This window comes from Actinacidiphila sp. bgisy160 (genome assembly GCF_057707815.1).
Genome location: NZ_JBYIQW010000040.1, coordinates 21,197 through 46,049, shown reverse-complemented (window position 1 = coordinate 46,049; position 24,853 = coordinate 21,197). Strand labels below are relative to the sequence as shown.

General features: G+C 71.8%; 22 protein-coding genes. 9 read left to right on the top strand and 13 right to left on the bottom strand.

Annotated elements, in window-relative coordinates:
• Nucleotides 1–101 precede the first annotated feature (101 nt).
• Nucleotides 102–4,052, top strand: a complete 3,951-nt coding sequence (eccCa, locus tag AC3EUJ_RS26585) for a type VII secretion protein EccCa (protein ID WP_431965576.1) — start codon at nt 102–104, stop codon at nt 4,050–4,052.
• A gap of 77 nt (nt 4,053–4,129) precedes the next feature.
• On the opposite strand, the gene AC3EUJ_RS26580 is transcribed toward eccCa, so the two are convergent.
• Nucleotides 4,130–4,567, bottom strand: a complete 438-nt coding sequence (locus AC3EUJ_RS26580) for a hypothetical protein (RefSeq protein WP_431965574.1) — start codon at nt 4,565–4,567, stop codon at nt 4,130–4,132.
• Between the two features lie 220 nt (nt 4,568–4,787).
• On the opposite strand from AC3EUJ_RS26580, the gene AC3EUJ_RS26575 reads away from it, so the two are divergent.
• Nucleotides 4,788–5,297, top strand: coding sequence for a cupin domain-containing protein (locus AC3EUJ_RS26575; protein ID WP_431965572.1), 510 nt, complete (start codon nt 4,788–4,790; stop codon nt 5,295–5,297).
• A 430-nt stretch (nt 5,298–5,727) separates the two neighbouring features.
• Here the strand turns inward: AC3EUJ_RS26575 and AC3EUJ_RS26570 are convergent, their stop codons facing one another.
• A complete protein-coding gene (locus AC3EUJ_RS26570; RefSeq protein WP_431965570.1) occupies nt 5,728–6,237 on the bottom strand; it encodes a GNAT family N-acetyltransferase in 510 nt (169 codons plus the stop codon).
• 135 nt (nt 6,238–6,372) lie between these two features.
• Here AC3EUJ_RS26570 and AC3EUJ_RS26565 point away from each other — a divergent pair, with 135 nt between their 5' ends.
• From AC3EUJ_RS26565 to AC3EUJ_RS26545, 5 genes are all read left to right on the top strand, one after another.
• Nucleotides 6,373–6,777 carry an SRPBCC domain-containing protein gene (locus AC3EUJ_RS26565; RefSeq protein ID WP_431965568.1) on the top strand — a complete coding sequence of 135 codons (405 nt, stop codon included), beginning with the start codon at nt 6,373–6,375 and terminating at the stop codon, nt 6,775–6,777.
• 13 nt (nt 6,778–6,790) lie between these two features.
• Nucleotides 6,791–7,486, top strand: a complete 696-nt coding sequence (locus tag AC3EUJ_RS26560) for an alpha/beta fold hydrolase (RefSeq protein WP_431965566.1) — start codon at nt 6,791–6,793, stop codon at nt 7,484–7,486.
• A gap of 305 nt (nt 7,487–7,791) precedes the next feature.
• Entirely contained in the window at nt 7,792–8,229 is a 438-nt protein-coding gene (locus AC3EUJ_RS26555) for a hypothetical protein (protein WP_488180968.1), read from the top strand.
• An 88-nt stretch (nt 8,230–8,317) separates the two neighbouring features.
• Nucleotides 8,318–10,591 (top strand): hypothetical protein, encoded by a 2,274-nt coding sequence (locus AC3EUJ_RS26550; protein WP_431965562.1) that lies wholly within the window; start codon nt 8,318–8,320, stop codon nt 10,589–10,591.
• A 19-nt stretch (nt 10,592–10,610) separates the two neighbouring features.
• On the top strand, nt 10,611–11,297 hold the full coding sequence (locus AC3EUJ_RS26545; protein WP_431965560.1) for a hypothetical protein: 687 nt from the start codon (nt 10,611–10,613) through the stop codon (nt 11,295–11,297).
• 91 nt (nt 11,298–11,388) lie between these two features.
• On the opposite strand, the gene AC3EUJ_RS26540 is transcribed toward AC3EUJ_RS26545, so the two are convergent.
• The 11 genes from AC3EUJ_RS26540 to eccB form a co-directional block, all read right to left on the bottom strand.
• The gene (locus tag AC3EUJ_RS26540) at nt 11,389–12,489 is read right to left on the bottom strand and encodes a hypothetical protein (RefSeq protein ID WP_431965613.1); all 1,101 of its coding nucleotides are present in this window, start codon (nt 12,487–12,489) and stop codon (nt 11,389–11,391) included.
• 2 nt (nt 12,490–12,491) lie between these two features.
• A complete protein-coding gene (locus AC3EUJ_RS26535) occupies nt 12,492–13,742 on the bottom strand; it encodes a hypothetical protein (RefSeq protein ID WP_431965558.1) in 1,251 nt (416 codons plus the stop codon).
• A gap of 54 nt (nt 13,743–13,796) precedes the next feature.
• Nucleotides 13,797–14,084, bottom strand: coding sequence for a WXG100 family type VII secretion target (locus AC3EUJ_RS26530; RefSeq protein ID WP_431965556.1), 288 nt, complete (start codon nt 14,082–14,084; stop codon nt 13,797–13,799).
• A 37-nt stretch (nt 14,085–14,121) separates the two neighbouring features.
• Nucleotides 14,122–14,847, bottom strand: coding sequence for a hypothetical protein (locus AC3EUJ_RS26525; RefSeq protein ID WP_431965554.1), 726 nt, complete (start codon nt 14,845–14,847; stop codon nt 14,122–14,124).
• Between the two features lie 138 nt (nt 14,848–14,985).
• Nucleotides 14,986–16,344 (bottom strand): S8 family serine peptidase, encoded by a 1,359-nt coding sequence (locus tag AC3EUJ_RS26520; protein WP_431965552.1) that lies wholly within the window; start codon nt 16,342–16,344, stop codon nt 14,986–14,988.
• An 83-nt stretch (nt 16,345–16,427) separates the two neighbouring features.
• Nucleotides 16,428–17,894 (bottom strand): hypothetical protein, encoded by a 1,467-nt coding sequence (locus AC3EUJ_RS26515; protein ID WP_431965550.1) that lies wholly within the window; start codon nt 17,892–17,894, stop codon nt 16,428–16,430.
• 81 nt (nt 17,895–17,975) lie between these two features.
• Nucleotides 17,976–18,296, bottom strand: a complete 321-nt coding sequence (locus AC3EUJ_RS26510; protein WP_431965549.1) for a hypothetical protein — start codon at nt 18,294–18,296, stop codon at nt 17,976–17,978.
• A gap of 22 nt (nt 18,297–18,318) precedes the next feature.
• Nucleotides 18,319–19,590: a type VII secretion-associated serine protease mycosin gene (gene mycP, locus AC3EUJ_RS26505; protein ID WP_431965547.1), complete on the bottom strand. Its 1,272-nt coding sequence runs from the start codon at nt 19,588–19,590 to the stop codon at nt 18,319–18,321.
• 115 nt (nt 19,591–19,705) lie between these two features.
• Nucleotides 19,706–19,996, bottom strand: a complete 291-nt coding sequence (locus tag AC3EUJ_RS26500; protein WP_431965545.1) for a WXG100 family type VII secretion target — start codon at nt 19,994–19,996, stop codon at nt 19,706–19,708.
• Nucleotides 19,997–20,070: 74 nt separating this feature from the next.
• Complete coding sequence (locus AC3EUJ_RS26495; protein WP_431965543.1) at nt 20,071–20,397, bottom strand: WXG100 family type VII secretion target; 327 nt, start codon at nt 20,395–20,397, stop codon at nt 20,071–20,073.
• Nucleotides 20,398–20,626: 229 nt separating this feature from the next.
• Nucleotides 20,627–22,159: a type VII secretion protein EccB gene (gene eccB, locus AC3EUJ_RS26490; protein ID WP_431965541.1), complete on the bottom strand. Its 1,533-nt coding sequence runs from the start codon at nt 22,157–22,159 to the stop codon at nt 20,627–20,629.
• Between the two features lie 267 nt (nt 22,160–22,426).
• Here eccB and eccE point away from each other — a divergent pair, with 267 nt between their 5' ends.
• Complete coding sequence (gene eccE, locus AC3EUJ_RS26485) at nt 22,427–23,764, top strand: type VII secretion protein EccE (protein WP_431965539.1); 1,338 nt, start codon at nt 22,427–22,429, stop codon at nt 23,762–23,764.
• Nucleotides 23,764–24,609, top strand: a complete 846-nt coding sequence (locus AC3EUJ_RS26480) for a hypothetical protein (RefSeq protein ID WP_431965537.1) — start codon at nt 23,764–23,766, stop codon at nt 24,607–24,609. Before eccE ends, AC3EUJ_RS26480 begins: the two co-directional genes overlap by 1 nt.
• Nucleotides 24,610–24,853 lie beyond the last annotated feature (244 nt).

The window sequence follows — 24,853 nt, the reverse complement described above, 5'->3', positions numbered from 1 at the left end:
GCCCCGCGCGGGGGTGGAGCGCGACCGGGACGTGTCATACGGGGGACCGTCGCCACGGGGGCGGCCCGAAACTGCGATTCGCGTGAAGGACTGGTGCATCGGTGAGCGTGGTCGTCATCAAGCGCCCGCCGCGGGTTTACCCGCCGGAGGTGCCGAGTGAGGAGGTACGGCTCGAAGCCCCGCCCGAACTGCCACGCGGCGAGGACCAGGGCCTGCTGATGAATCTGCTGCCGATGCTCGGCATGGGTTCGTCGGCGGCGTTCTTCTTTCTGCCCACGGGGTCGGGGACGTCCGGCGGGTTCATGAAGGTCATGGGCGTGCTCATGATGGGTTCCACCGTGGCGATGGTGGTGGCCCAGATCGTGCGCGCCCGCAAGGGGCCGTCGGGACAGATGGCGGAGGCCCGCCGGGACTACCTGAAGTACCTGGCACAAATACGCCGTGGGGTGCGCAAGACCGCCCGCAAGCAGCGTGACGCGCAGTATTACCTGCACCCGGCGCCCGAACAGCTGTGGGCGCTGGTCGCCGAGGGCTCACGGGTGTGGGAACGACGCTCCACCGACGCGGACTTCGCCCAGGTACGGGTGGGCCTCGGGCCACAGCAGCTGTCGACGCCGCTGGTGGCACCGGAGACCGCCCCGGTGGACGAACTGGAGCCGCTGACCGCGCACTCGATGCAGCAGTTCATCGCGGCCCACGGTTCGCTGGACAACCTGCCGCTGGCGGTGGGGCTGCGCTCCTTCTACCACGTGACGGTCTCCGGGGACCCGGACACCGTCTACGGGCAGACCCGCTCCATCGTGGGCCAGCTGTGCTCCCTGCACTCGCCGGAGGACCTCCTGGTCGCCGTCGTGGCGGCGCCCGGTGCCCAGTCGGAGTGGGAGTGGGTCAAGTGGCTGCCGCACGCGCAGCACAAGGAGCACGACGGCGCGGGCTCGCGCCGTCTGATCTGCGGCGACCTGGGTGAGGTCGAGGATCTGCTGGCGGACGAGCTCGACGGCCGCCCGCGCTTCAACCGCGAGGGCCAGCCGGTGCTGGACCAACCGCACGTGGTGATCGTGCTGGACGGCGGCGGCGTGCCGCCGGACTCGGTGATCGCCTCCGCCGAGGGCCTGCAGGGCGTCACGATCCTCGAGGTCGTCCCCGGCGAGCTGGACGACGCGCGCGGCTCGCTGTCCATCCAGGTGTGGCGCGACCAGCTGTACCTGGAGGCCGGTGCCGGCACCTTCACCGGTGTCCCCGACGTGCTGTCCTTGGTGCAGGCCGAGTCGCTGGCGCGGCAGCTCGCACCGCTGCGGCTGGGCGCCGCGGACGCCGACGAACCGCTGCTGGCGAACCTGGACTTCACCGACCTGATGGGGATCGGCGACGCGTCGTCGGTTGACGTCGCGCGGACCTGGCGCCCGCGGACGCTCCACGAGCGGCTGCGGGTGCCGATCGGTCTGGGCGAGACCGGCGAGCCGGTGATGCTGGACGTCAAGGAGGCCTCGCAGGAGGGCATGGGCCCACACGGACTGTGCGTGGGCGCCACCGGTTCCGGCAAGTCCGAGCTGCTGCGCACGCTGGTGCTGGGCCTGGCCGTGACGCACTCCTCGGAGACCCTCAACTTCGTGCTCGCCGACTTCAAGGGCGGCGCGACCTTCACCGGCATGGGCACGATGCCGCACGTGTCGGCGGTGATCACCAACCTGGCCGACGAGCTGACCCTGGTGGACCGCATGCGCGACTCCATCACGGGTGAGCTGACCCGCCGCCAGGAACTGCTGCGGCAGGCCGGCAACTACGCCAACATCACCGACTACGAGAAGGCCCGCGCGGCGGGCGCGGCGCTCGACCCGCTGCCCTCGCTGGTCCTGATCATCGACGAGTTCTCCGAACTGCTCGCCGCCAAACCCGACTTCATCGAGATGTTCATCCAGATCGGCCGCATCGGCCGTTCGCTGGGCGTGCACATGCTGCTGGCCTCGCAGCGCCTGGAGGAGGGCAAGCTGCGCGGCCTGGACACCTTCCTGTCGTACCGCATCGGTCTGCGGACCTTCTCCGCGGCCGAGTCGCGCACGGCGATCGGTGTGCCCGACGCCTACCACCTGCCCAACGTCCCCGGCGCCGGCATCCTGAAGTACGGCACCGACACGATGGTGCAGTTCAAGGCCGCGTACGTGTCCGGCACCTACCGGGCGCCGGGCACCCGGACCGCGAGCGGGGCGCGCATCGACCGCTCCCCCGTGCTGTTCACCGCCTCGCCGGTGCCCGTGCGCATCGTCACCGAGCCGGAGCCGCAGCAGCGCGCCGGGCAGGTGGACGACGCCCTGGCCGACACGGTGCTCGACGTCATCGTCGGCCGGCTGGAGGGCCAGGGGCCGCCCGCCCACCAGGTGTGGCTGCCTCCGCTGGACGAGCCGTTCAGCGTCGACCAGGTGCTGCCGCCGCTGACGGTGAGCGCCGAGCGGGGTCTGCACGCCGACGGCTACACCGCCACCGGCAAGCTCCAGGTGCCGGTCGGCCTGGTCGACAAGCCCTTCGAGCAGCGACGCGACGTGCTGTACGCGGACCTGTCGAGCTCCGGCGGTCACGCGCTGATCGTCGGCGGCCCGCAGTCCGGCAAGTCGACGCTGGTGCGCACGCTCATCGCCTCCTTCGCCCTGACCCACACCCCGAAGGAAGTGCAGTTCTACGCGCTGGACTTCGGCGGCGGCGGCATGCTGGCGCTGGACGGGCTGGCGCACGTCGGCGGGGTCGCCTCGCGGCTGGACGCGGAGAAGGTCCGCCGTACGGTGGCCGAGGTGCACGGCATCCTGGACGCGCGCGAGGAGTTCTTCCGCACCAACGTCATCGACTCCATGAACACCTTCCGCTCCCGCCGGGCCTCGGGGCACTTCCCCGACCAGCCGTGGGGCGACGTGTTCCTCGTCATCGACGGCTGGGGCACCTTCAAGACCGACTACGAGATGCTCGACCCGGTCATCAACGACATCGCCACCCGTGGTCTGGGCTTCGGCATCCACCTGGTCATCACCGCCACCCGCTACACCGAGATCCGGCCCGCGCTGCGCGACCAGGTCCTCAGCCGGCTGGAGCTGCGGCTCGGCGACCCGATGGAGTCCGAGTTCGACCGCAGGCGCGCCGAGAACGTGCCGGTCGGCAAGCCGGGCCGCGGTCTGTCCCCGGAGAAGCTGGACTACCTGGCGGCGCTGCCCCGCGTCGACGCCTCCTCCAGCGTGGAGGACCTCTCCGAGGGCATGGCGCAGTTCGTGGCGACGGTCAACTCCAACTGGCCGGGCCCCGTCGCGCCCAAGGTGCGGATGCTGCCGACGATGCTGCCGTCGAGCGAACTGCCCCGCGGTGGGGACTTCTCCGACCGCGGCATCGCGATCGGAGTGGACGAGCTCACCCTGTCGCCGGTGTTCGTGGACTTCGAGACCGACCCGCTGTTCGTCATCTACGGCGAGAGCGAGTCCGGCAAGTCCTCGCTGCTGCGGCTCATCGCCCAGCAGGTCAGCGAGCGCTACGAGCCCGGCAAGGCGCTGTTCGTGGTCTCCGACTTCCGCCGGGCGCTGCTCGGCCAGGTCCCGGACAGCCACGTGTACAAGTACTGCGCCTCCGGCCCGCAGCTGCAGGAGGTCATGGAGTCGCTGGCCGGTTCCATGGGCCGCCGGATGCCCGGCCAGGACGTCACGCCCGAGCAGCTGCGCAACCGCAGCTGGTACAGCGAGCCGGACGCCTGGGTCTTCGTGGACGACTACGACCTGGTCGCCACCTCGATGGGCAACCCGATGCAGGTGCTGATGGAGTACCTGCCGTTCGCCCGTGACCTGGGGCTGCGCATCGTGCTGTCGCGCAGCACCTCGGGTGCGTCGCGGGCATCCTTCGAGCCGTTCCTCACTCGCGTCAAGGAGCTGGGCGCCACCGGTGTGCTGCTCTCCGGCGATCCCGGCGAGGGCCCGGTCTTCGGCAACGTCAAGGCGTCCAAGCTGCCGCCGGGCCGCGCGCAGTTCATCACGCGGCGCCGTGGCAACCAGCTCATCCAGACCGGCTTCCTGCCGGAGAGGTGACCCCGTTCCGGCGCGCGGCGCCGGGACACGCGAGCGGGGGCGGGCCGGACGGCCCGCCCCCGCTCGCGTGTCGGCGTTCAGTCCCGCGAGGACGGCGGCCGGTAGGCGGGCGGGACGTCCCGGGGGTCGCGCCGCACGGCCCGGCGGTGGCCACCGGCGGCCTCGTCCTCCCGGGCGTCCTCGGCCTCCGCCGCCTCCGCCGCCCCCTCGTCGGCTCGCTGCTCGAACCAGCGCCGGGCGCGCTCCTCCTGCGCCGCCCGCTCCTCGGGCGTCAGCCGCTCGTCGGTCCGCTTCAGCTCGGCCATCCGGTCGCCGAGTGCGCCCAGGTAGGCGCCGGTACCCAGTGCCTCGCGCATGCCGAGGCGACCGGAGAGCACCTCCCGCGCCATCTCCTTGAGCGTGCCGTCCGCGTTGGGGTTGTCGGCGAGCGTCCTGAGGGCCTTGTGCAGCCGGCGGGCCTGCGCGGGGTCGTCCGCGACGTCCATCAGGTCCGCGTCGCTGATCTCCTTGCTCATCGGATCCGTTCCCCCGGTCGAGAGTGTCGTGACAAGAGTGCGGATGCCATCGTGCCATCAAGGGGAAGCCGCGACCACGGTGACGGGATCGCCGCCTGAGCGGGCAGCGTGGACACGCTTCGTCAACCTTTCGGCTGCCCTTCCCGGAGCGCTGAGCGGAGTTCCCCGATCGGATGTGGCACGGTCTGTCTGACCGATGCCGAAGGAGGCGACGAGCGCCATGTCCTACCCCGAGCCCCGCTACCTCGGAGAACAGGGCGAGACCAGCGCGCTGTTCCGCTCCGCCGACACCGCCGCGGACGTGATCGCGCCCTCGGGCAACCGCACCCACTACCTCGCCACGCACGCGTCGACGGGCGGCGACTTCGGCCTGTACCGGATCGACATGGGCCCGGGCTCCCCCGGCCCCAGCACCCACTTCCACCGGTCGATCTCCGAGTCCTTCTTCGTGCTGTCCGGGGCGGTGCAGCTCTTCGACGGGGAGCGCTGGATCACCGCGCGTCCCGGGGACTTCCTCCACGTGCCGGCCGGCGGGCTGCACGCCTTCCAGAACGACTCCGACGAACCCGTGTCGATGCTGCTGCTCTTCGCGCCCGGCGCGCCCCGGGAGGAGTACTTCGAGCGGGCCTGCGAGATGGCGCAGCGCGGGGGCGCGGCGTTCGGCGAGTTCCTGCTCCGTCACGACAGCTTCTTCGTGGACCCGCCGCAGGCCGGGCCGGAGCCGCTGTGACGCGCCCGGGCCGGTCTGCGGCCGACCCGCCCGGCGCCCAGGGCGACCAGCCGCTCCACCTCGGCCGCCTGTTCGGCGGCGTCGTCCACGTACGGGTCCAGGTGGACCCCGGGGGTGCTCCCCGCACCGGGGGGACGCTGATGCCGGGGCGATCCGCGGCCCGGCCGCTCCCGCGGCGGGCACCGGCACCGCCCAGTCGTCCTCCGCCCGCACCTCGCCGTCACGGGGCACGCAGGCACGTGGCCGAGGGCGGCGCCCCGGAAGGCCGCGGCGCGCGGCACGTCCGTCAGTGCGAGCATGATCGTCCCAAGGGTCGGCATGCGTCGATCGTGGCAGCCCCGGACGGGCGCGGACGGGCGCGGACGGGGCCGCGCGCGGGTTGCGCGGCGGCCCTCGGCGTGCTCGGCGACCGCGGGGAGCGCGCCCGGCGTCACGGGGCGTACAGCTCCAGGCACCAGTCGTTGCAGCGGATGGGGTGACCCGGCGGGTACTCGAAGTCGCACTCCTCCACCAGCGTGAAGCCGAGCTTGCGGCAGATCGCGTTCGAGGGGTGGTTGTCGACCTTGGGGAAGGCGTGCAGGAAGCGCGGGCCCCGGTCGGCAGCCGCCCGCGCGATGACGGCCTCCCCGGCGGCCGCGGCGACACCGCGCCCCTGGAACTCGGGCAGGACGCCCCAGCCGGTCTCGTACACCGTCCCGTCCCGCCAGGACCTCTCCCAGTAGCCGATGCTCCCGGCCGGCACCCCTTCGGGCAGCAGCACGATGCTGAACATCCCGCCGCCCTCCTCGCTCCCGCTCGCCAGGTACCGCTCGTGCCGGACGAGCAGCTGCTCCTCGGTCTCTGGGCCGCCGAGGTGGCGCATCATCGCGGGCGCGTTCGCCCGGCGGAGCAGGTCGAGGTCGCCCTCCGACCACGGCTCGATCCGTACCCGCGCGGCCATCTTCCGCTCCCCTCGTCGCTCCTGCCGATCACACCACACGCGTCGGACACCGCCACCGATGAGTTCCGCCGACCCGCCCGGTCCCATCCCCGGAGCCGTTCCGCAGTGGCCCGGCCCGACCAGGAAGGCAGCACCATGAACGACATCAGCATTACCCGGGTCTTCGACGCTCCGCTCGCCAAGGTGTGGAAGGTGTGGACCGAGCCGGAGTACTTCGCCCAGTGGTTCGGCGCCCCGCTGCCCACCGTCGCCATCGACGTCCGCCCCGGCGGCGCCTGGCGCGCCACCGTCACCACGCCGCAGGGCGAGATGCCGCTGAGCGGGGTGTACCGCGAGGTGGAGGTGCACGAGCGGCTGGTGTGGACGATGGAGGTCCCCGGCGCGCCCGAGGTCGTCATGGACGCCACCTTCACCGACCACGGCGACAGGACCGAGGTCGTCTACCGCCAGCCCGGCGTCCCCGAGGAGCACTGCGCCACGGCGGAGGCCGGCGCCGGCCACATCCTGGACAGCTTCACCTCCGTCCTGGCGACGTCCTGACGGGAGGGCGAACGTGACGGAAACGACCTTCGTCCTGGTCCCGGGCGCGGGGGGCGGCACCTGGTACTGGCACCTCCTCGTGCCGGAACTGCGCCGGCGCGGCCACGCCGCCGTCGCGGTGGACCTTCCCACCGGGGACGACTGCGCGGGGCTGCGGGAGTACGCCGACGCGATCGTCGCCGCCGCGGGCGACCGCGCGCCGCTGGTGCTGGTCGCCCAGTCGATGGCCGGCTTCAGCGCGCCCCTGGCCTGCGCACCTCTGGGGGACCGGCTCGTGCTGCTCGTACTGGTCAACGCGATGGTCCCGGCCCCCGGGGAGACCGCCGGACAATGGTGGGCCGCCACCGGCCAGCCGGAGGCCCGGCGCGCCCTCGACCTCGCCGAGGGCCGGCCGGCCAACGGGGAGTTCGACCCTCTCGTCACCTTCTTCCACGACCTCCCGCGGCCTGTGGCGGACGAGGCCCTGGCCCAGGAGAACCGGCAGTCGGACACCCCGTTCGGCGTGCCCTTCCCGCTGCGTACGTGGCCGGACGTGCCCACCCGCGTCGTCGTGGGCCGCGACGACCGACTGTTCCCGGCCGCTTTCCAGCGCGGTGTTGCCCGGGAGCGGATCGGCGTCGAGGCGGACGTCCTGCCGGGCGGGCATCTGCTGGCGCTCGCCGACCCGGGCGGGCTTGCCGACCTGCTGGTGGGGTGCCTGCCGGGCTGAGGCGGCGGCCTCGCGCGGGTGCGGGGCGCCGGGGGCTCACCAGTCCCGCCCGGTGCCCCGTGCCTGCGCCGTGCGGGCGGGCGGGCGGCGCCCGTCCCCGGCCGGCGCGGGTGCGGGGAACGAGATCCCCCCCGGATCGATGGTGGGCTGCGACGGGACGGCGCGTCGCCGGGCCGGCGGGATCCGGTATCGTCGTGGCGCGATTGGCATGCGCGCGTTAAAACGACGGGGGCCGGGGTGAAACCCGGTGCCTGCCCGCCCGGCACACCAGCCGGGCGGTCGCAGCGAACGGGGTTGGTACAGGGATGAGTTCTCCCTTTGACACGTCACGGCAGGGTGGCGCCGCCCGGATGCGGCTGAACTCCGTACCGGCGGATCCGGGCGGCGGCGGAACGTCCGCAGGAACGACGAAGGTCGACACCCAGCGCCTGGACGAGGCCGCCAACGCGCTGGTCGAACTGCGCGGTGACACCGAGAACGTCGACAACAAGGCCGACGAGGACACCCTCGGCGCCGTCACGGGCCTCAACAAGCACACCGCCCCCGGTCCTCCCGAGGGCGGCTCCTGGGCCACCGCGGGCTCCCTGGTGACGATGGACGTCCGCTGGGGCGACCAGGTCGTCAACCTCAAGCGCATGCTGCAGGACATCAGCGACAAGCTCCACGCCAGCACCGGCCACTACACCCGCACCGAGCAGGAGGAACAGGCCCGCCAGGCCTCCATCCACACCCCCTTCGGATAGGGACCGCCTTCCGGCCCGCGGGCCAGACGGCACGGCCGCAACGCAAACCCACACCCGTCCGCAGGGACGGACAGGAGCTGACGCACACATGGTGTCCATCCCCTACCTCGACAAGGCCGACCTCGGCCCACTGGCCGACGCCGCCGCCTCGTGGGGCGCGCTGCCCGCCAAGTACGAGGCCCTCCAGCACGAGTTCGAGCAGCGCGTCATCAACCACCTCAAAGGCCACTGGGAGGGCGACGCCGCGACCGCGGCCTTCGCCACCATGGGCAAGGCCCGCACCGAGTACGAGAACGCCGCCACCGAGGCCGGCCGGGTCGCCAAACTGCTCCAGGACGCCCATACCGAGTTCTCCCATTACCAGAGGCAGTTGCGCACCCTGCTCGACGAGGCCCGCCGCGACAGCTTCCGCGTCTGCGATGACGGCGCGATCCAGGACGTCGACTCCCGCTGGGACAGCCCGACCGCCTCCGCCTCCCCGGGCTTCGCCACCGAGCGCAAGGAGAAGCTGGACTCGCTGTCCGCACGCCTGAAGAGCGTGCTCGAACAGGCCACCGCCGCCGACGAGGCCGCGAGCGCCGCCCTCGAGCGCGACGCCAACGGCGACAGCAGATCGTTCAACACCAGCGTCTACACCAGCCTCGACGCCGTGGAGATCGACCAGGCCACCGCCATCGCCGCCAAGGGCGACCAGGCGACGGACGCCGAACTCGACAAGCTGAACCGGATCCTCCACGCCAACAGCAAGGACTCCGACTTCACCACCGGCTTCTACGACAGGCTCGGGCCGCGCAAGACCCTGGACTTCTACGCGAACCTCACCGCCCAGGCCGACGAGGAACCGGACTCCAAGCGCTTCAAGGAAGTGCAGGAACTCCAGAAGAACCTCGGCTACTCCCTGGCCACCGCCACCGACCCGGACAAGCAGCCACACCTGTCCGACGCGTGGAACGCGGAGCTGCGCGCCCAGGGCGCCCAGAAGTTCACGGTCAGCGACAACCCCGGCTACCCGTACCAGCCGTACGGCTACCAGGTCCTGGGCGGCATCCTGCGGTACGGCGAGTACGACTCGCGCTTCCTCACGCCGATCGCGCAGCACGCGGTCTCCCTGGAAGCGGAGAACCCCGGCATCTGGATCGAGAACTCCCCGCGCGGTTCGCTGAACGAGGACATCACGTCCAACCCCTCCGGCAAGGGCGGCGACGGCTTCGACCCCATGACCGGCATCCTGGAGGGCCTCGGCCACAGCCCCGGGGCGGCCGAGGACTTCTTCACCGGCGACGTGGTCGCCTACCACCGCGACGGCACCGTCGATCCGGACGGGGAGGTCAGGGTGGACCACGGCGACGGGAAGAAGGACGTCGGCTCCTACCTGGACTACTTCACCGACCCCGACCGCGACTGGGTCCCCGACACGGCCAGCCGCGACCTCGACGAGAGCGCCAAGGCCACCGCGCACGGCCCCGACGCCCTGGGCCACGCCCTGGAGGCGGCGACCAGCGGCGTGGCGTACGACTACGAGGGCTCGGACATGCCCGAGCACAGCCAGGCGCAGGCCGGGCTGGTGAACGACATCGTGGAGAAGTTCGGCGGCGAGGGCGGCGGTGAACTCCTCAACGGCAAGGACGGCGCGCCCCTGGAGCCGATGCGCGACAGCCTGGGGCACATCGCGGCCGGCTACATGGGTGACGTCCAGCGGGGTGTCTCGGGGGACGACGACCTGCCCGTTCACGGAGCGTCCGCGCATCTCGACCGGGCCGCCACGCAGGCCTTCCTCGCGGAGGTCGGGCAGGACCCCGACGCCTACCGGGCCATCACCGCGTCCCAGCAGGCGTACACCACGGGTCTGGTGGACCGGGCCATGAACGGGGAGACCGACACCCATGTGCCCGTCAGCGACCGGGTGGCCAGCGCCGTCCACCCGGGGGCGACCGTCGCGGGCATCATGAGCGAGGCACGCGCGGACGCGGTGTGGGACACCAAGCGCGCGGAGGACGAGGACTTCAACAAGAACAGCGAAGACGTCGGCAAATGGGTCGGGCGGGGCGCGGGACTGGTGACCGGCGCGATCAAGGTGCCCGTCGTCGGGGACGTCGCGGGCTGGATGATCGAGGACGTGCAGAGCAGCGTGCTGGAGTCCATCAAGCAGGACAGCTCCACGGAGGCCGAGCACGAGGCCGGACGCGGCTACAGCGACGGCCAGGAGGAGGCCGTGCGGTCCGCCAGGGAGGCGGTACGGCAGGCCGGCGCGCACGGTCACCACGGGACGGAAACCATCAGCGATCTGCAGGACACCGCCGGACGCGAGGCCCAGCAGAGTCACGCGGCCGGCGCCAAGGCCGAGGACTCCCGGCATGGCTGACCACGAGGGAAGACACGCAGTGACGAAGAAGACGGTCCAGGTCCTCACGGGCCTCCTGCTCATGGCGTCCGCGGGTGTCGCCTGCACGTCCGGCCGGGGAACCCAAGCGGGGCCCCCGAGCCCGTCGTCCTCGCCCGCGCTGCCCGCCGGGCTCTGCGGCACCTCGGTGTCCACGAAGCCGATAGCCCTGTTCCATCAGCCGCCCCGCTCCGAGGTCGTGGAGACCGAGAGCGGCGGAGGCGGCCTCAAGGCACCGCTCACGGAGCGGTCGGTGGGCGAGGACGGGGAGTACTGCTCGCTGCTCATCGACGGCGAGGCCGTCCAGATCCGGTCCGCCCTGCGCGAGGACCTCATCGACGAACAGGCCGTCGCCCAGCGGGTGAGAGCCGGCGGTGCCGCCCTCGACTGGGGCCCGGCCCGTGGCTACGTCACCTCCGGCGGCGGCACGGAACTCGCCGCCCTGACCGCCCCCTGCACGCTCGCCGGCACCGCGCCGGGCCAGGGGGAGAAGGGCGGGTACGCCCTGTACATCAGTGTCGCCGCCCCGGCCCTGCGCGAAGGCGAAGAGGAGGCCCGCAAGGCGCGCGAGGCCATGGCGGAGCTCGCCGCCGACGCCGCGCGCTACGTGGCGGGGCACTCCGCGAAGTGCCTCGACGCCGATGCCCTTCCCCGTACGGCTCCGACCCTGAAGCGGTCCGCGGGCTGACCGGGCGTGATCCGCGCCGCCGCGCGGGGCGATGGACGGCGGCGCGGGGCCGCACGGCACGGACCCGGCCGCCCGTCGGGGGCGCGGGAGGTCAGCCGAACGCCGAACCGGACGGGGGCCGGACCGTGCGGTGGCAGGGGGCGAGCACCTCGACGGTGATACGGCCCTCCCCTGCGACGGCCGTCACCGTGACCCGGTGCGCCCCCTCGCCCTCCTCGTGGACGGTCAGGCGCAGCCCGGCCGCGTCGGCGACAGTCCAGCCGCCCTGGGCGGCGAACGCCTCCACCCGCGCGACGGCCGGGGCCAGCAGCGCCTCCTCCACCTCGTCGATCCGCCAGCGGTGGCGGGCCGAGCAGGCGGAACGCAGTCCCTTTCCCCAGCAATCGGGGCAGGTGACCGCCGTCAGCTCGTTCCCCCGGTCCATACGCCCGCGCACGCCGAGCGCGTCCAGGAAGCGGCTGGAGCGGTCGTACAGCCCCCGCGCTACCTCCGGTTCCGGCGCGGGCGGTTCCTGCGGCGCCGGGACCTGCTCGAGGGCGGTGGCCAGCGCCACCTCCTCCTCGGTGCCCCAGTCGAGACCGCGCACGATCTCGGCGAAGAGCTCCGAGTACAGGTCCCAGTCCTCCATGGACGGGGTGCTCAGCTCGAAGGTCACCATCTCCGCGTCGTTGGGCAGCGGGACGTACACCTGGATCAGGCCACGGTCCACGGCAACAGCCTCCCCCGACGGGGAGAGTTCGGCAGGCAGATCGAAGGGCGCGGAGCCGATCCGCACCACTCCCGGCCGGCCGCAGGGGAGTTCGCTGACCTGGACGTCGTCCTCGGGGTAGGCACGCGAGAAGGCGGCGAGCATCTCCGGCACGGCCTCGGCCGCGGTCGTCTCCTCCGGCAGCGGTGTCCGATACACCGCGACGGTGGCCGTGCTGTTGCGGCCGTCCATGTCCAGGACGCAGAAGCCGGCGTAGCAGGCACCCGCGTCACGCAGGTCGCCCATGATGCTCGCGTACAGGAGCGCCATGCGCATCTGCTCGTCCTCGCTGCCGTTCGCGAGGACCTCCTTGGCCGTGGCGACGAGGCGGCGCGCGCCCTCGTCCGGGTCGTCGGTGTCGACGGGCAGCTCGTGGAAGAAGGGCGGCATGAACCAGCCGACGTGCAGCTTCCCGCCGCCCTCGACGGGCACGAGGTCGGTCATGGTCACGCCGCCAGTGCGCTGTGGAACGGGCGGGAGGTCGCCGGGTAGGGCTGGATCGACACGTCGGCCCGCGCCGTCGGCGTGGCCGGCGCGGCGGGGGCCGCGGCGGGTGCCCGTCCCTCGTCCCCGCCGGTCGCCCACTTGTACGCGCCGTGCAGGGCGGAGCCCGTCTTCATGACGAGCTGGGTGCCCACGGTGTTGATCTCCTTGCCGAACATCCCGGCGACCTTGTTCGCCATCTTCATGCTGAGGGGGTTGTTCAGCCCCTCCATGCCGCCCTCCATCATCCGGGCCAGCCGGCCGGTACCCGCGGCAGCCTTCGCCGCCTTGCCGAAGGACAGGAAGCCCTTCACGCCCGCGCCGACACCCGGCATCACGCCCAGCGCATCGAGCCCGATCTTCCACGCGGGTGTGCCGTTGCCGCGCGCGTTGCCCATCCAGTGGCCCGCCAGGGCACCCGCGGCACAGATCACGGAGGCGGTGCCGAGTACGGCGCCGGCCGCCTGGCCGATCACCGGGATGAACTGCATGGCGAGCGCGGCGGCGGCCAGTGCGCTGGAGATGGTCGAGAGCAGGTCCGCGTTCTCCACCAGCCAGTCCTTGAAGTCGCGCCAGGCGCCCGTCAGCCCGTCCAGGGCGCGGTCCCACCAGTGGAGGTCCGGCGGGTGGTTCTCGGAGGCCTTCAGGATCGCCCGTTCCGCCTCACCCGCACGGTCCTTCCAGTTCGCCTGGAGCTTCTCCGCCTGGTCGATGATCTTGTCGAGCGCGTCGACCGCCGCGTTGGCGGCGCTCACCGCGGAACTGCTCTCCTCGCGCAACTGCGCGGCCTCGGCCTCGGTGAGCAGCCTGCCCGAGAGGTTGATCTGGTTGATCCTGTCGTTGACGCGGTCGTTGGCCGCGGTCTTCGCCGCCACCCGCGCACGCGCCTCGACCGCGTCCGACTCCAGGGCCCTCGCCCGCTGCTGGAAGTCGGTGAGCTGCGTGTGCCAGGTGTTGAGGGCCTTGGCGCAGTCGTGCATCGACTGCGTGCCCTGCTTCAGGTACCTGGGCAGTTCCCCGAGCTTGCGCGAGAAGCCCTGCGCCGCCTGGCCCTCCCAGACCCCGTCCGTCCTGCCTATGTCGGTGAGCAGGCGGTGCAGGTCGTCCAGTTCGTCACCGACCGACTTCACGTCGTACGCCAGCGACTGGACGGTGTGCAGTTCGCCCTTGGCGGGATTGAAGCCCAGCCCGGGCCAGTTCGCGTCCGAACCCATCTCTTCCCCGTTCTCCCCGTTCTCCCGGTACCGTTCCCTGTGGCCGGCCGACGGCTACTTGCCGTCGAAGACCTTCTTCGTCTCGTCCTCGTTGGCGGTGTACGCCTCCAGCGTCAGCTCGAGCTTGTCGTGCATCGTCTTGGAGGCGTCGGCGATCCGCTTGATGCCGTCACCCCACTGCGACTGGAACTCGTCGCAGGCGTCGTCCAGGTCGTCGGTGCCCAGGCCGTTGGGCCCGACCTTCTTGAGCCGCTCGCAGACCCCGCGCATGCGGTCGTCGGCCTGGTCCAGCTTGTTGACCAGGTCCCGCATGCGATCGACGTCGATCCTGAAGTCGGACATCTGTCTCCCCGTGGTCATTCCGAAGTTCCCCGGACGGTCAGCGGTCCGAGGCGTGCAGTACCGCCTGCGCGAGGGCGAGGCGGTGGTCGATGCGGTCCGGCTCGATCCGGTAGCGCGGGCCTTTGAAGCCGAGCCCGCCACCGCCCCCCGCGGCCCGCCAGCGCGTACGGACCGGACCGGTGAGCCGGACGGCCCAGTCCGCGCGGCCGCCGTCCAGCAGGGCGTCCACGTACGAGTACGCCACCAGGACCAGCCACAGCGGGAACCACGCCGGCGACAGCAGGACGTACGCCGCCCAGGCGCTGCGCGGGCCGACCGCGCCGGTCCACGTGGGCCCGAGGACCGCCTCCGCGGTCCACCGCACCCGCCGGGGCGGCAGGAAGCCGCCCGCCCGCCGGGTCAGCCGCCCCAGCGGCGCACCATCGCCGGCCCGCACCTCGTACGCCTGCGGGCCCACGGGATGCACCGTGCACACCGTCGCCCCGTCACCGGCACCGACCAACGCGAACCCAGGCCACGTCCCGTCCGCCGCTCGCCCCGCCCCCGCCATGACGTGGACGTCGGCCACGACACCGCCCCGCGCGCCGCCCTCCCCCGTCCGCTCGACGGTCGCCGCGGGGGCGCCGTCCGCCGCCCTCCGCTCGTGACCCGCCAGCCCACGGGCGCTGACGAACACCGAGTACGGCGCCCGGTCGACGGCCGCGCCTTGCGGGGGAACGACGTACTGGTGGTTGCTCGCACTGCCCGGGTTCGTCGGGTTCATCTCCGCCTCTGCTCGTGGGGGAGGGGGCGCGATGTCGCCGGCCCGGCGGCGTGGCGAATGGCCGCCCGCGCCGGCCGTGGTCCGGAAGACGTGGACTGCACCCCGTTTGCCGTTCACAGGGCCGCTATCGGGCCCCGGCTACTGGTTCGACCACTGTCCCGGGCCCTGCGGCTGCTGCTGGTACGGATTGCCGCCCTGGCCCGGGTGCTGCTGCTGGTGCGGCGTCCGGCCGTACTGCGGCTGACCGCTGCCGCCCCAACCCGCGGGTGTGCCGGGCCCGCCCGGGCCGCCACCGTTGTTGCCCTTGTTGCGGCGCGCGAGCTTCACGATCAGGAAGACGACGAGGGCGAGCACCAGGAGACCCACCAGGCCGATCACGCTGAGCGCGATGACCTGCTTGCGGTCGGCGGCCGCCTGCTCGTCATCGCTCATGCCCCCGCCGGTGGTGTCGGGCGCGGAGGCGGAGGGATTGTCCGTGGCGCCCGTGCCGTCACCGCTCTGCCCGGCCTGCAGCGACTCCGGCACCTTGAGGGGCCCGTAGGTTGGCCCCGCGGGGATGTCCCGGGTGAGCGCCGCGAGGGGCTGGATGTAGCCGTAGCCGTAGTGCTCGTCGGGAAGGGAGAGTCCCTTCTCCGACGCGGGCAGGCCGGCGGACCTGGTCAGGCGGTTGACGATCTGCCCGGCGCTCAGGTCCGGGAACTTGGCCCGGAGGAGGGCCGCAGCCGCGGATACGAACGCGCTCGAGTCCGAGGTCCCGGTGCCGGAGCGGTAGGCCGCGTTGTTCTTGCCGCCGGCGCTCACGATGAAGGTTCCGGGTGCCGAAAGCAGCAGCGCGGAGCCGAAGTTGGACTTCTCCCAGATTTCACCGTTGTTCTTGACTCCGCCCACCGCGATCGCACCGGGGTGACCCGCCGGGTAGCTCACCTCGGAACCCTCGTTGCCGGAGGCAGCGACCACGACGACGTTCTTCTTGAGTGCGTAGGCGACGGCATCCGCCTCCGCCTCGACCTTGGCCGCGCCTCCGGACGAGACGTTGATGACGGAGGCTCCGTGGTCGACGGCATAACGGATCGACTCGGCGAACCCGCTGTCGCGATGTCCGTCGTCGCGGATGTCGAGGATCTTGGCCTCGGGAGCGAGCCCCATGACGCCGTCGGCCCCACCCGCGCCGTGGCCATGGGCGGCGATGATCGAGGCCATGGCGGTGCCGTGATCGTCGCCGGGGTCGGGAGCGGTGGACCCGCCGTCGATGAAGTCCTTCCCCTCGATCACATTGCCCTTGAGGTCGACGTGACCGGCATTGACACCGGAGTCGATGACAGCGACGGTGACGCCTTTGCCCTTCGAGACCTTCCAGATGGATGCCGCGTCGAAGGCCTCCAGCGGCCACTGGTCTTCTCTGGTCTGGTCCGCCGAAGCGGCCGGTGCAGCGGCGAAGATCAGCGCACCCGCGAGCACAACGCCGCCCACCGAGCGCAGCGTCCGTGTGAAGGCCATCCTTTGTCCTCTCTCAGGCGATGTGGGGGCTGCGGCTTCGCCGGCCGAGCCCCCACACTGTTCTACATGCTGCCGCGTCGTCGCTACTCGATGACCCGGGGAGCGTTGTTGCGCTCGGGCGTCCAGGTCTCCTCGTCCTCGACCAGGTAGTCGGGACGCTCCCCCTCGCGCCCCTCTTCCTCGTCCGCACGGTCGGTCTGGCCGCGGCCCATCATGCGGTTCGCGCCCTTGCCGACGTTGCTGCCGCCGCCGGCTCCCGCCGCGCCACGGCTCCTGTGCAGGCCCGAGCCGCCCGGCGTACCGCGGGTGCCCGAGCCGGTGCCCTTGGCGGCACCGACGACGCCGCCGCCGCGTCGGGCGAGGCTGCCGCCGCGGCCGGCGGCCGCGCCGCCCCTGCCGCCCGCACCTGCCCCCGCGCCACCGGCGCCCGGCATACCGCTCCGGCCCGCGGCGCCACCACGACCGGCGCCACCCGCACCCGCGCCGCCCGCCATGGCGCCGCGCCCACCGAGGCCGCCCAGAACACCCGCGCCGGCACCGCCGTAACCACCGGCACCGGCCGTGCCTCCGGTACCCACGCCGCCGGCACCGCCGGCTCCGCCTCCGACGCCCGCGGTCCCGCCGCCGTACCCGCCGGCGCCGGTCGTGCCCCCGGCGATGCCGTCGATTGCAGTGCCGACCTGCGGCTTGGTGCTGGCCACCGGCTTCTGCACGCCACCGGTGATGCCGGATTCACGCGGCGACTGCACGTCACGCGACGGCGTGAGGGTGCCGGTGGTGCCTCCCGTCCTGCCGCGGCCTGCGTCGCTGGGACGGGGACTGCCGACCTCGGCAGGAATCGGCATGGGCACGGGGGCGACGCCGCCCGGGTCACCCGGGTAGTCGTCCTTCTCGTCGTAACGCTTGGGCATCGGCTTCTTCGTCCACGACCCCATCGACATGGACTGCGCGTTGTAGCCCGCGCCGAGCTGCTCCATCTTCACAGCCATCTCGAGCTGCGCTTCCTTGCCCGCCGACAGCGAACCGCGGTTCTTGTCGAGGGCGGACTGCGTGCCCATCCCGTTGCCGAGGTCGGCGTGAAGCTGCGCGTCGCTGCGGTCGAACCCGTCGCCGAGGGCGTCGCCCCAGCTGGACAGGGTGCCGGGCTTCTCCATCGCGTCGACCTGCGGCTTGATCGCCTTCAGGATGGACGCCGCGTTGGTCATCGCCTGCGACGTGTACCGTGCGTACGTCGAGCAGTCGCTGATCATCTTGCTGATGACCCTGGCCTGGGCCTTGAAGCCCTCGGCCGCCGCGCCGTCCCAGTGCTGGGTGATGTGCTCGACCGCCGCGTCGAACACCGACTTGGCGCTGCCCGAACCCACGACCAGCTGGTCGTGCACGTCCATCCAGCCCTTGGCGCAGGACTCGACCTCGACATGGTCGGCGTTGGCGAGCATGCCCTTCATCTGGTCCATGTTCTTGCTGCCGGCGAAGTCGGTGGTGTGCTCACCGGCGTAGCACTGGGTCGGGGCGTTGTACTCGTAGTACGTCCCCGCGTTGTCAGTCATGGTGCGTTACCCCCTTGGCGACCGGCACGACGTTCCTCACTGCCCTGACTGCTGCGGCCTCGGCGACGCTCATGGCCCCGTTCACCGACCGGACCCGGACATGCCGCCCTGCGCGTCGTACTCGGCGTCCGAATAGTGGCCGTGGACCTTCTTCGTCTTGTCGCCGAAATCGTTCATGACACCGTGGATGTAGGTGACGACCGCCTCGATGTGCGTCTTCATGTCCTCGTGCGCACGCGCCAGCTTCTCGGCCTCTTCGAAACCGGCGCCGAGCGCGCCGGGCGGCAGGTAGGTGTCGTTCTTGGCGCAGACGTTGGCCACACCCAGCTGGCTGATGACGCCGTTGAGCTTGGTGATCGTGTCCTCAAGCTCACTCAGATCGACCTTGTACTGGTCACTCATCGTGTCGCTTCCCCGTTCCTACTCATGTGTTGATCCCTCGCTTGCGACGCCAGTCGCCGAGCACCACGCCGCCGCCCACGAGCAGCGCGACACCGCCGACCGCGCCGCCGACCGTGTACACGGCGTAGCGCTCGGTGCGTTCCTGGGGGCTCTCGCCGAGGATGACGGTCGCCGCCTCGATCTTCTCCCGGGCGCCGGCGTTGACGACGGGGTCCGGCGTCGGGGCGTCCTTCGGGGTGGTGGCGTCGTCGTTGACGGCGGCCACGGGGTCGATCACGCCCCAGCCGACGAAATCGTCGCGGCCCGGCTTGCTGCGGTCCGCGGTCTGCTCGATCTGGGTGATGACCTGGCGGTAGCTCCAGTCCGGGTGCTTGGCCCGGATGAGGGCGGCGACACCGGAGACGTACGGCGCGGAGAAGCTGGTGCCCTGGTCGATGCAGTGGCCGCCGAAGGGGACGGTGGAGACCATGTCGACGCCGGGGGCGGCGATGCCCACGAAGGGGCCGGGCTGGGAGAAGTTGGCGCGGGCGTTGTCGCGGTCGGAGGCGCCGACCGCGAGGACGCCGTCGTAGGAGGCGGGGTAGGTCAGCTTGACCTGGCCACCGGCGCCGTCGTTGCCGGCGGAGGCGACGATCAGGGCGTCGCGCTCCTGGGCGTACCTGACGGCCTGCTCCAGCGCCGAGTTGGGCGGCATCGCCGTGGCGGTGTCCTGCGAGATGTTGATGACCTGGGCGCCGGCGTCCGCGGCGTACTTGATCGCTTCGACCATCGTCCTGACCGTGCCGCCGCCCTGGTTGTCGTTCTGGCGGATGGCGAGGATCGACGCGCGCGGGGCGATGCCGACGAAGCCGGTTTCCCTGGAGGGCCGGGCGGCGATGATGCCGGCGACCTTGGTGCCGTGGCCGACCGGGTCCTTGGTGCCGTCGTTCGTCCTGCCCCGCTCGATCAGGTCCTTGCCGCCGCGGAACTGGATGGCGGTGGCGAGCTGCCGGTTGTTCTTGTCGACGCCGGTGTCGATGACGGCGACCTTCACCCCGAGACCCTGGGTGTCCTTCCACAGCTGGTCCAGGACGATGCGCTGCAGCGACCACGGCGTGCCCTTGATCACGTCGGACGGGAACGAGCACTGGGTGTCGTCGATCTGGAAGCGCTCGGCGTCGCCGTCGTCGGCGATGACCGTGCGTACGTCGCCGGCGGACGACGCCGAGGCGACGCCGGAGGCCGGCGGGCCGAAGGCGGCGAGCGCCGCTGTCGCGGCGATTGCGGCGGTGCGCCTCACGGCGTGCGATCCCATTGGTGTTCCGTCCTCCCGTTGTGCGCGGTTCGTGGTCAAACCGCCGATGAGGGCGAGCACGTACGTCTTCCGTACACGCCCGCCCTCATCACGTATTACGCGGCCAGGCGCGCAATCAGCCCCAGATCTGCCGGTTCTTGTTCTCGGTGGCCTGGTAGTTCTGCGCGGCCGTGTCGAGGGCACGGGCGATGGCCTCCAGCGTCTGGTGCATGGACGCGGCGCGCTGGTCCCACTCGGTCTGCTTGGCGCGGTAGGCCTCCTGCGCGGAGCCCTCCCACGTGGTCGCGATCTTCTTGACGCCGGACTCGAGGTCGTCCAGCTGGCGCTTGATGTTGTTGGCCGTCGTACGCACGTCGCTCGCGGCCTGGGAGATGGTCTGGAAGTTGACCAGGATCTGCCCGGACATGTGATGTCTCCTCAGATGTTGGATTCGGATGCGTGATCCGGCCGGCGCGGCGTCAGATCACCGCGCGGGGAAGGTCATCCGAACGGGTTGCCGCCCTGCGCCGAGATGCCCTGGATGGACGCGCGCTGCTCCTCTTCGGAGGCGGAGTAGTTCTTGGTGCTCGCGTCCACGGCTTCCTTGATGTCGCCCAGGATCTGGTTGATCTTGTTGGCGTCCTCGTTCACCTGCGTCTGCAGGTTGTTGTACGCCGTCGCGGCGGAGCCCTTCCACCCGGAGGTGATCGTGTCGATCACGGTCTGGAGGCGGCGGATCTCGCCCTGGATCGAGGAGTTGACCGTGGAGATGCGGTTGCTGAAAGCAACCATCTCCTCCTCGGTCATGGTGAACTGCTGTCCAGCCATGTGTCGCGTCCCCCATGAGACGTAGAAGATCGGATTCGACGTACATCGGAAGATGTCGCCGGTCTTCAACTCTAGCCAATAGCAGTGACAAGGCGAACAGGTACCCGGATCCGTATCGGGATCCTGACCTTCATCACCAAACCCTCACGTTGGCACGAGAGTTGATGGCGTGGCCAATGGATTGTCAAATACTCAATCAATATCCGTGAAGCCTTGCGGAAATGCCAGTTCAGGAGCCCTGGGCCTGTTTTGCGGCGTTCACGTCGAGCGTCGGTCCGCTCGCGAGAAGGTCCGACCAGATCCGCGGCACCGGCACCGGGGAGTTCTTCGCGTAGCCGAGCTTGGTCTGCACGACGCCGACCGCGTCGTCCTGCTTGGCGGCGCCGCCGCTGTCGCTGTCGCCGGTCGTCGGCACCGAGTAACGCAGTCCGGTGTCGGTGACCAGGAAGATGGACCCGATGCGCTTGTCGGTGCCGTCGTACGCCTTGTAGAAGAGGCCGCTACCCGGCGAGACGTAGGTGTTCGTACCGCTCTGCGCCACGTCCCGGGGGAACTTCCTCCCGGCCCACATCGTCATCGCCGGCTTCTTGGTCAGCTTGTCGTCGACCCCGCCGTACACGCTGCAGGCGACCTTGCGGCCGTCCTTCTCGTCCTGGGTGTTGGCCTGCGTGACCGCCTTCTGCGGCCAGCCGAGGTCGTCCATGAAGGTCTCGCTCGCCTGGGCCGAGGTGACTTCGCCCACGTTGACGGAGACCGCCTCCGGCGATCCGCTGTACAGCGAGCTCGCCTGAGGGCTGTTCAGCAGCAGCTTCGCCATGAAGTCCGTGACGCGCACGACCCGGTCCCGCTGCACCACGTACTGGTCCTCGTTGGCCTTCAGCACCAGGCCGACCTTCGCGTGCTCGGGGCTCAGGCCCGGCGCGGTGGACGACTCGCCCATGCCGTCGACCGGCGGGAAGGAGATGGCGGCACCCGGCACGTTGTTGAGGGTCGACAGGAAGTCGGCGTCGACCTTCTGCGGCTGCGCCGAGGCGCCGAAGATGACCTGGCGAAGGGTGTTGACCAGTTCGGGCTCCTGCTTCCAGTCGGGGCCGCCGAGCAGGTAGGTGAAGCCCCGGTCCGTCACCAGGTACTGGGCGCCGCCGGGCACCTCGATGTACATGGCCTCGTCGTCCCGGAGCCGGTTCCCGCCCCCGACGAGGGCCGCCTCCTTGGGCTTCTGCTGGTTGATCACGAGGACCGCCCGCTGCGCCGACCGGTCCGTGCCGCCGCCCGGGGTCTCGCACAGCGCCCAGGTCTTGGGCTTGCCGGCGTCGCCCTGACTGGGCAGCCGGTCCGGCGCGTAGGGGATGCCGATGGTGGTGCCGAGCGTCATGCCGCTGTTGTCGAGCACCGACTCCTTGACCTTGATGACCTCGAACTTCTCGGGGTCGAGCAGCAGTCGGGCGGAGGCGAGGTTGAGAACCGGGTGCAGCTGCGCCTCACCGTTGGTCTTCAGCACCACGTAACGGGTGGTGGACTCGTCCCCGACGATGACCTTCTGGGCGGGAGTGTCCCAGCCCTTGGGCGCCGAGGGCTTCAATATGCCCCAGAATCCGAAGCCGACCACGACCAGCAGACCCACGACGAGACTCGGGGCGACCGTCTTCAGCGGTCGCGGCGCGGCCTCCTCCGAACCGTGCGGGGAGGGCTGGAGAAACGCGGCCACCGTGCGCCTCCGCGCGAACGAGTAGGCGTTCAGCTCATCCCTACGTGTCGCCATCCCTGCGTCAACTCCCCGTGTGTCGCTGCCTTGTCGTGGCGTTCCCCGGCCCCGTCGGTCCGCGCGGTGACGGCTGTGGTGAGGGGGACCCCTACTATGCCGTGTGACGATCGCACCGTACGGTACGGGGTAGCGCGATCGGCCCGCCAGCGGCACCCGGAGCGTCCCACCCCGGCAGGGCGAAGCGGACGCGAGCGAGCGCTGGACGACGCCGGACGCCACCCACGCGGCACAGGTACCGGCAGAAGCAGAAGGGTTGTACGGGGGATGACCACCGCGACGAGTTCCCGGCGCAGTCCGGGGGACGAGCCATCGCAACAGTACGCCGGACCACCCGGGAACGGGCGGGGCGACTCCCCCGCGGCGCGGGCCGGGGCGGCGGCCCCGGTGATGACCCGCAGGCCCGGGAGCATAGGCCCGGTGCGGGTGCAGCAGCTCGTGCTGATCGAGCTGGCACTCGCACTGCTGCTGGGCGGCTGGCTGATCCACAAGGTGGCCGGGCCCGTCGTGGCCGCGGTCATCGCCCTGCCGCTGGTGCTGTTCGGCCTGGTGCGGCGGCGCGGCCGCCCGATGCCGGAGTGGATGGCCGCCGCCCGTGCCCTGAAGGCCCGTCAGCGGCGCAACGCCGTCGGCGTCCCGCAGGGCACCGACCCCGGTTTCGTGCCGGTCGTGGAGTGCGACCCGGCACTGCGCACCTACGGGTACACCGACGAGCGCGAACAGCGTGAGATCGGCATGGTCGGCGACGGCACCTTCCTGACGGCCGTCGTCCAGGTGCAGGCGGTCGACGAGCCGCTGCGCCCGGCCCGCGGCGTCCGCTCGCTCCCCCTGGACCTGCTGAACGGCCTGCTGACGGTGGACGACATCCGGCTCGCGTCGGTCCAGGTCGTCCAGCACACGCAGCCCGCGCCCGCCCCGCACCTGCCCCCGCAGGCGGTGGCCGCGCGCTCCTACGCGCCGCTGCAGGCGCAGAGCCAGACGCCGGGGCTGCGGCTCACCTGGATCGCGATCAAACTCGACCCCGAACTCTGCCCCGAGGCGGTGCGGGCGCGCGGCGGCGGCATGGCCGGAGCGCGGCGCGCCCTGCTGCGGGCCGCCGACCACCTGGTGAGCCGGCTGGTGGGCACCGGTCTGGAGGCCCGTGTGCTGACCGAGCCCGAGATCATCGCCGCGGTGGCGACGTCGAGTTGCGTGAACCCGCTCGCCACGACGGGTGGCGCCGCCCTCGACGGCAGCCGCCAGGCGCGCCGTACCTCGGAGAGCGCGCGGGCCTGGCGCTGCGACGACCGCTGGCACACCACGTACTGGGTGAGTCGCTGGCCGCAACTGGGCTCCGGCGCCACCGCGCTGCCCGATCTGGTCGGCCTGCTCACCTCCTCGCCCGCGCTGGCCAGCACCTTCTCGCTGGTCCTCGCACCGGGCGGCAGCCGCGCGGCGCTGCTGTCCGGGTACGTACGGCTGACCGGCCGCAGCGAGAACGAACTGGTGGAGGCGCGCCGCCAGTTGGAGCGCCGCGCCACCGCGTCCCGGCTGGGCCTGGTGCGGCTGGACCGCGAGCAGGTGCCCGGCATCCTCGCCACGCTGCCCCTGGGAGGTACCCGCTGATGCCGGCTCCGACCGTTCCCGCCTTCGGCGGACAGCGCCCCGGCGCGGGCTCCGGCCTCCCCGGCGGCGCCGAACCCCGCCCTTCGCACCTGCCGCAGGGCACCGACCCGCGCGGCTCCTCACTCGCCGGCGCCGGACGGCGCACGCTGCGCGCCGCCTTCGGGCTGCTCGGGCCGCGCCGAGACCGGCACACCCTGCCTCCCGGGCAGCTCTCCGGGCTGTCCCTGCCGATCGGTGACGACGGTGTCGTCATCGGGATCGACGCCGCCAACCAGCCCGCCGTGCTGGCGCTGAGCCGCCCGGCCCGGCTCGACGTGGTGCTGGTCGGCAGCATGTGGCTGGCGCAGGTGCTGTCGCTGCGCGCGGCCGCGACCGGTGCGCGGGTCGCGGTGGAGACCGCCCGGCCCCAGTCGTGGGCGCCGATGGCACAGGCGGCGGGGGGCGGCCAGCAGTGCGTGACGGTGCACGAGGTGGGGCGGATCGCCCCGCAGGGTCCCTCGGTGCACAGCCCCGTCGTCATCGTCCGTGACTGCGGCGCCCGTCCGCCGCGCAGCCGGGTGGCGGCGCAGTCCTGGCAGTCGGTCGTGACCCTGCTGCCGTACCTCGGGCCCACGGCCCCGCGGTTGCTCGCCGGCGCCGACGTGGTCGGGCTGCAGCGGGTCTCTCCCCAGGAGGCCGAGGTCATCGGCCGGGTCATGGGGCTGTCGGAGGCCGACGTGGCCGCGCTGCCGACGCTCGGCGACAACGTGACGATGTGGTGCACGCGCAAGCACCGGCAGTTCGTGATGACGCAGCCCACCGACGCGGAGTCCGGCCTTCTCGGCCCGGCCCGGCGCGTGGACTGATCCGGGGCCGGCCCGGCGGGGCGTTCCGGACGCGCTCGTGCCGCGGCGGTTTCCGCGCCGCGGCACGGGGCATGGGGCTCAGGGGTCCCGGGGTCCGCAGCGGTCGCGTCAACCCGCCGGCAGCACGGCCCTCGTGGGGGGCAAAGGGGGCATCACCGCGGCGTGCCGGTCGTCATGCCGCCGGCGCTTGCCCTACCGGCGGGCCGGGTGATTAGGCTCTTCGGGTGAGCCGCCGGCGGCTGTG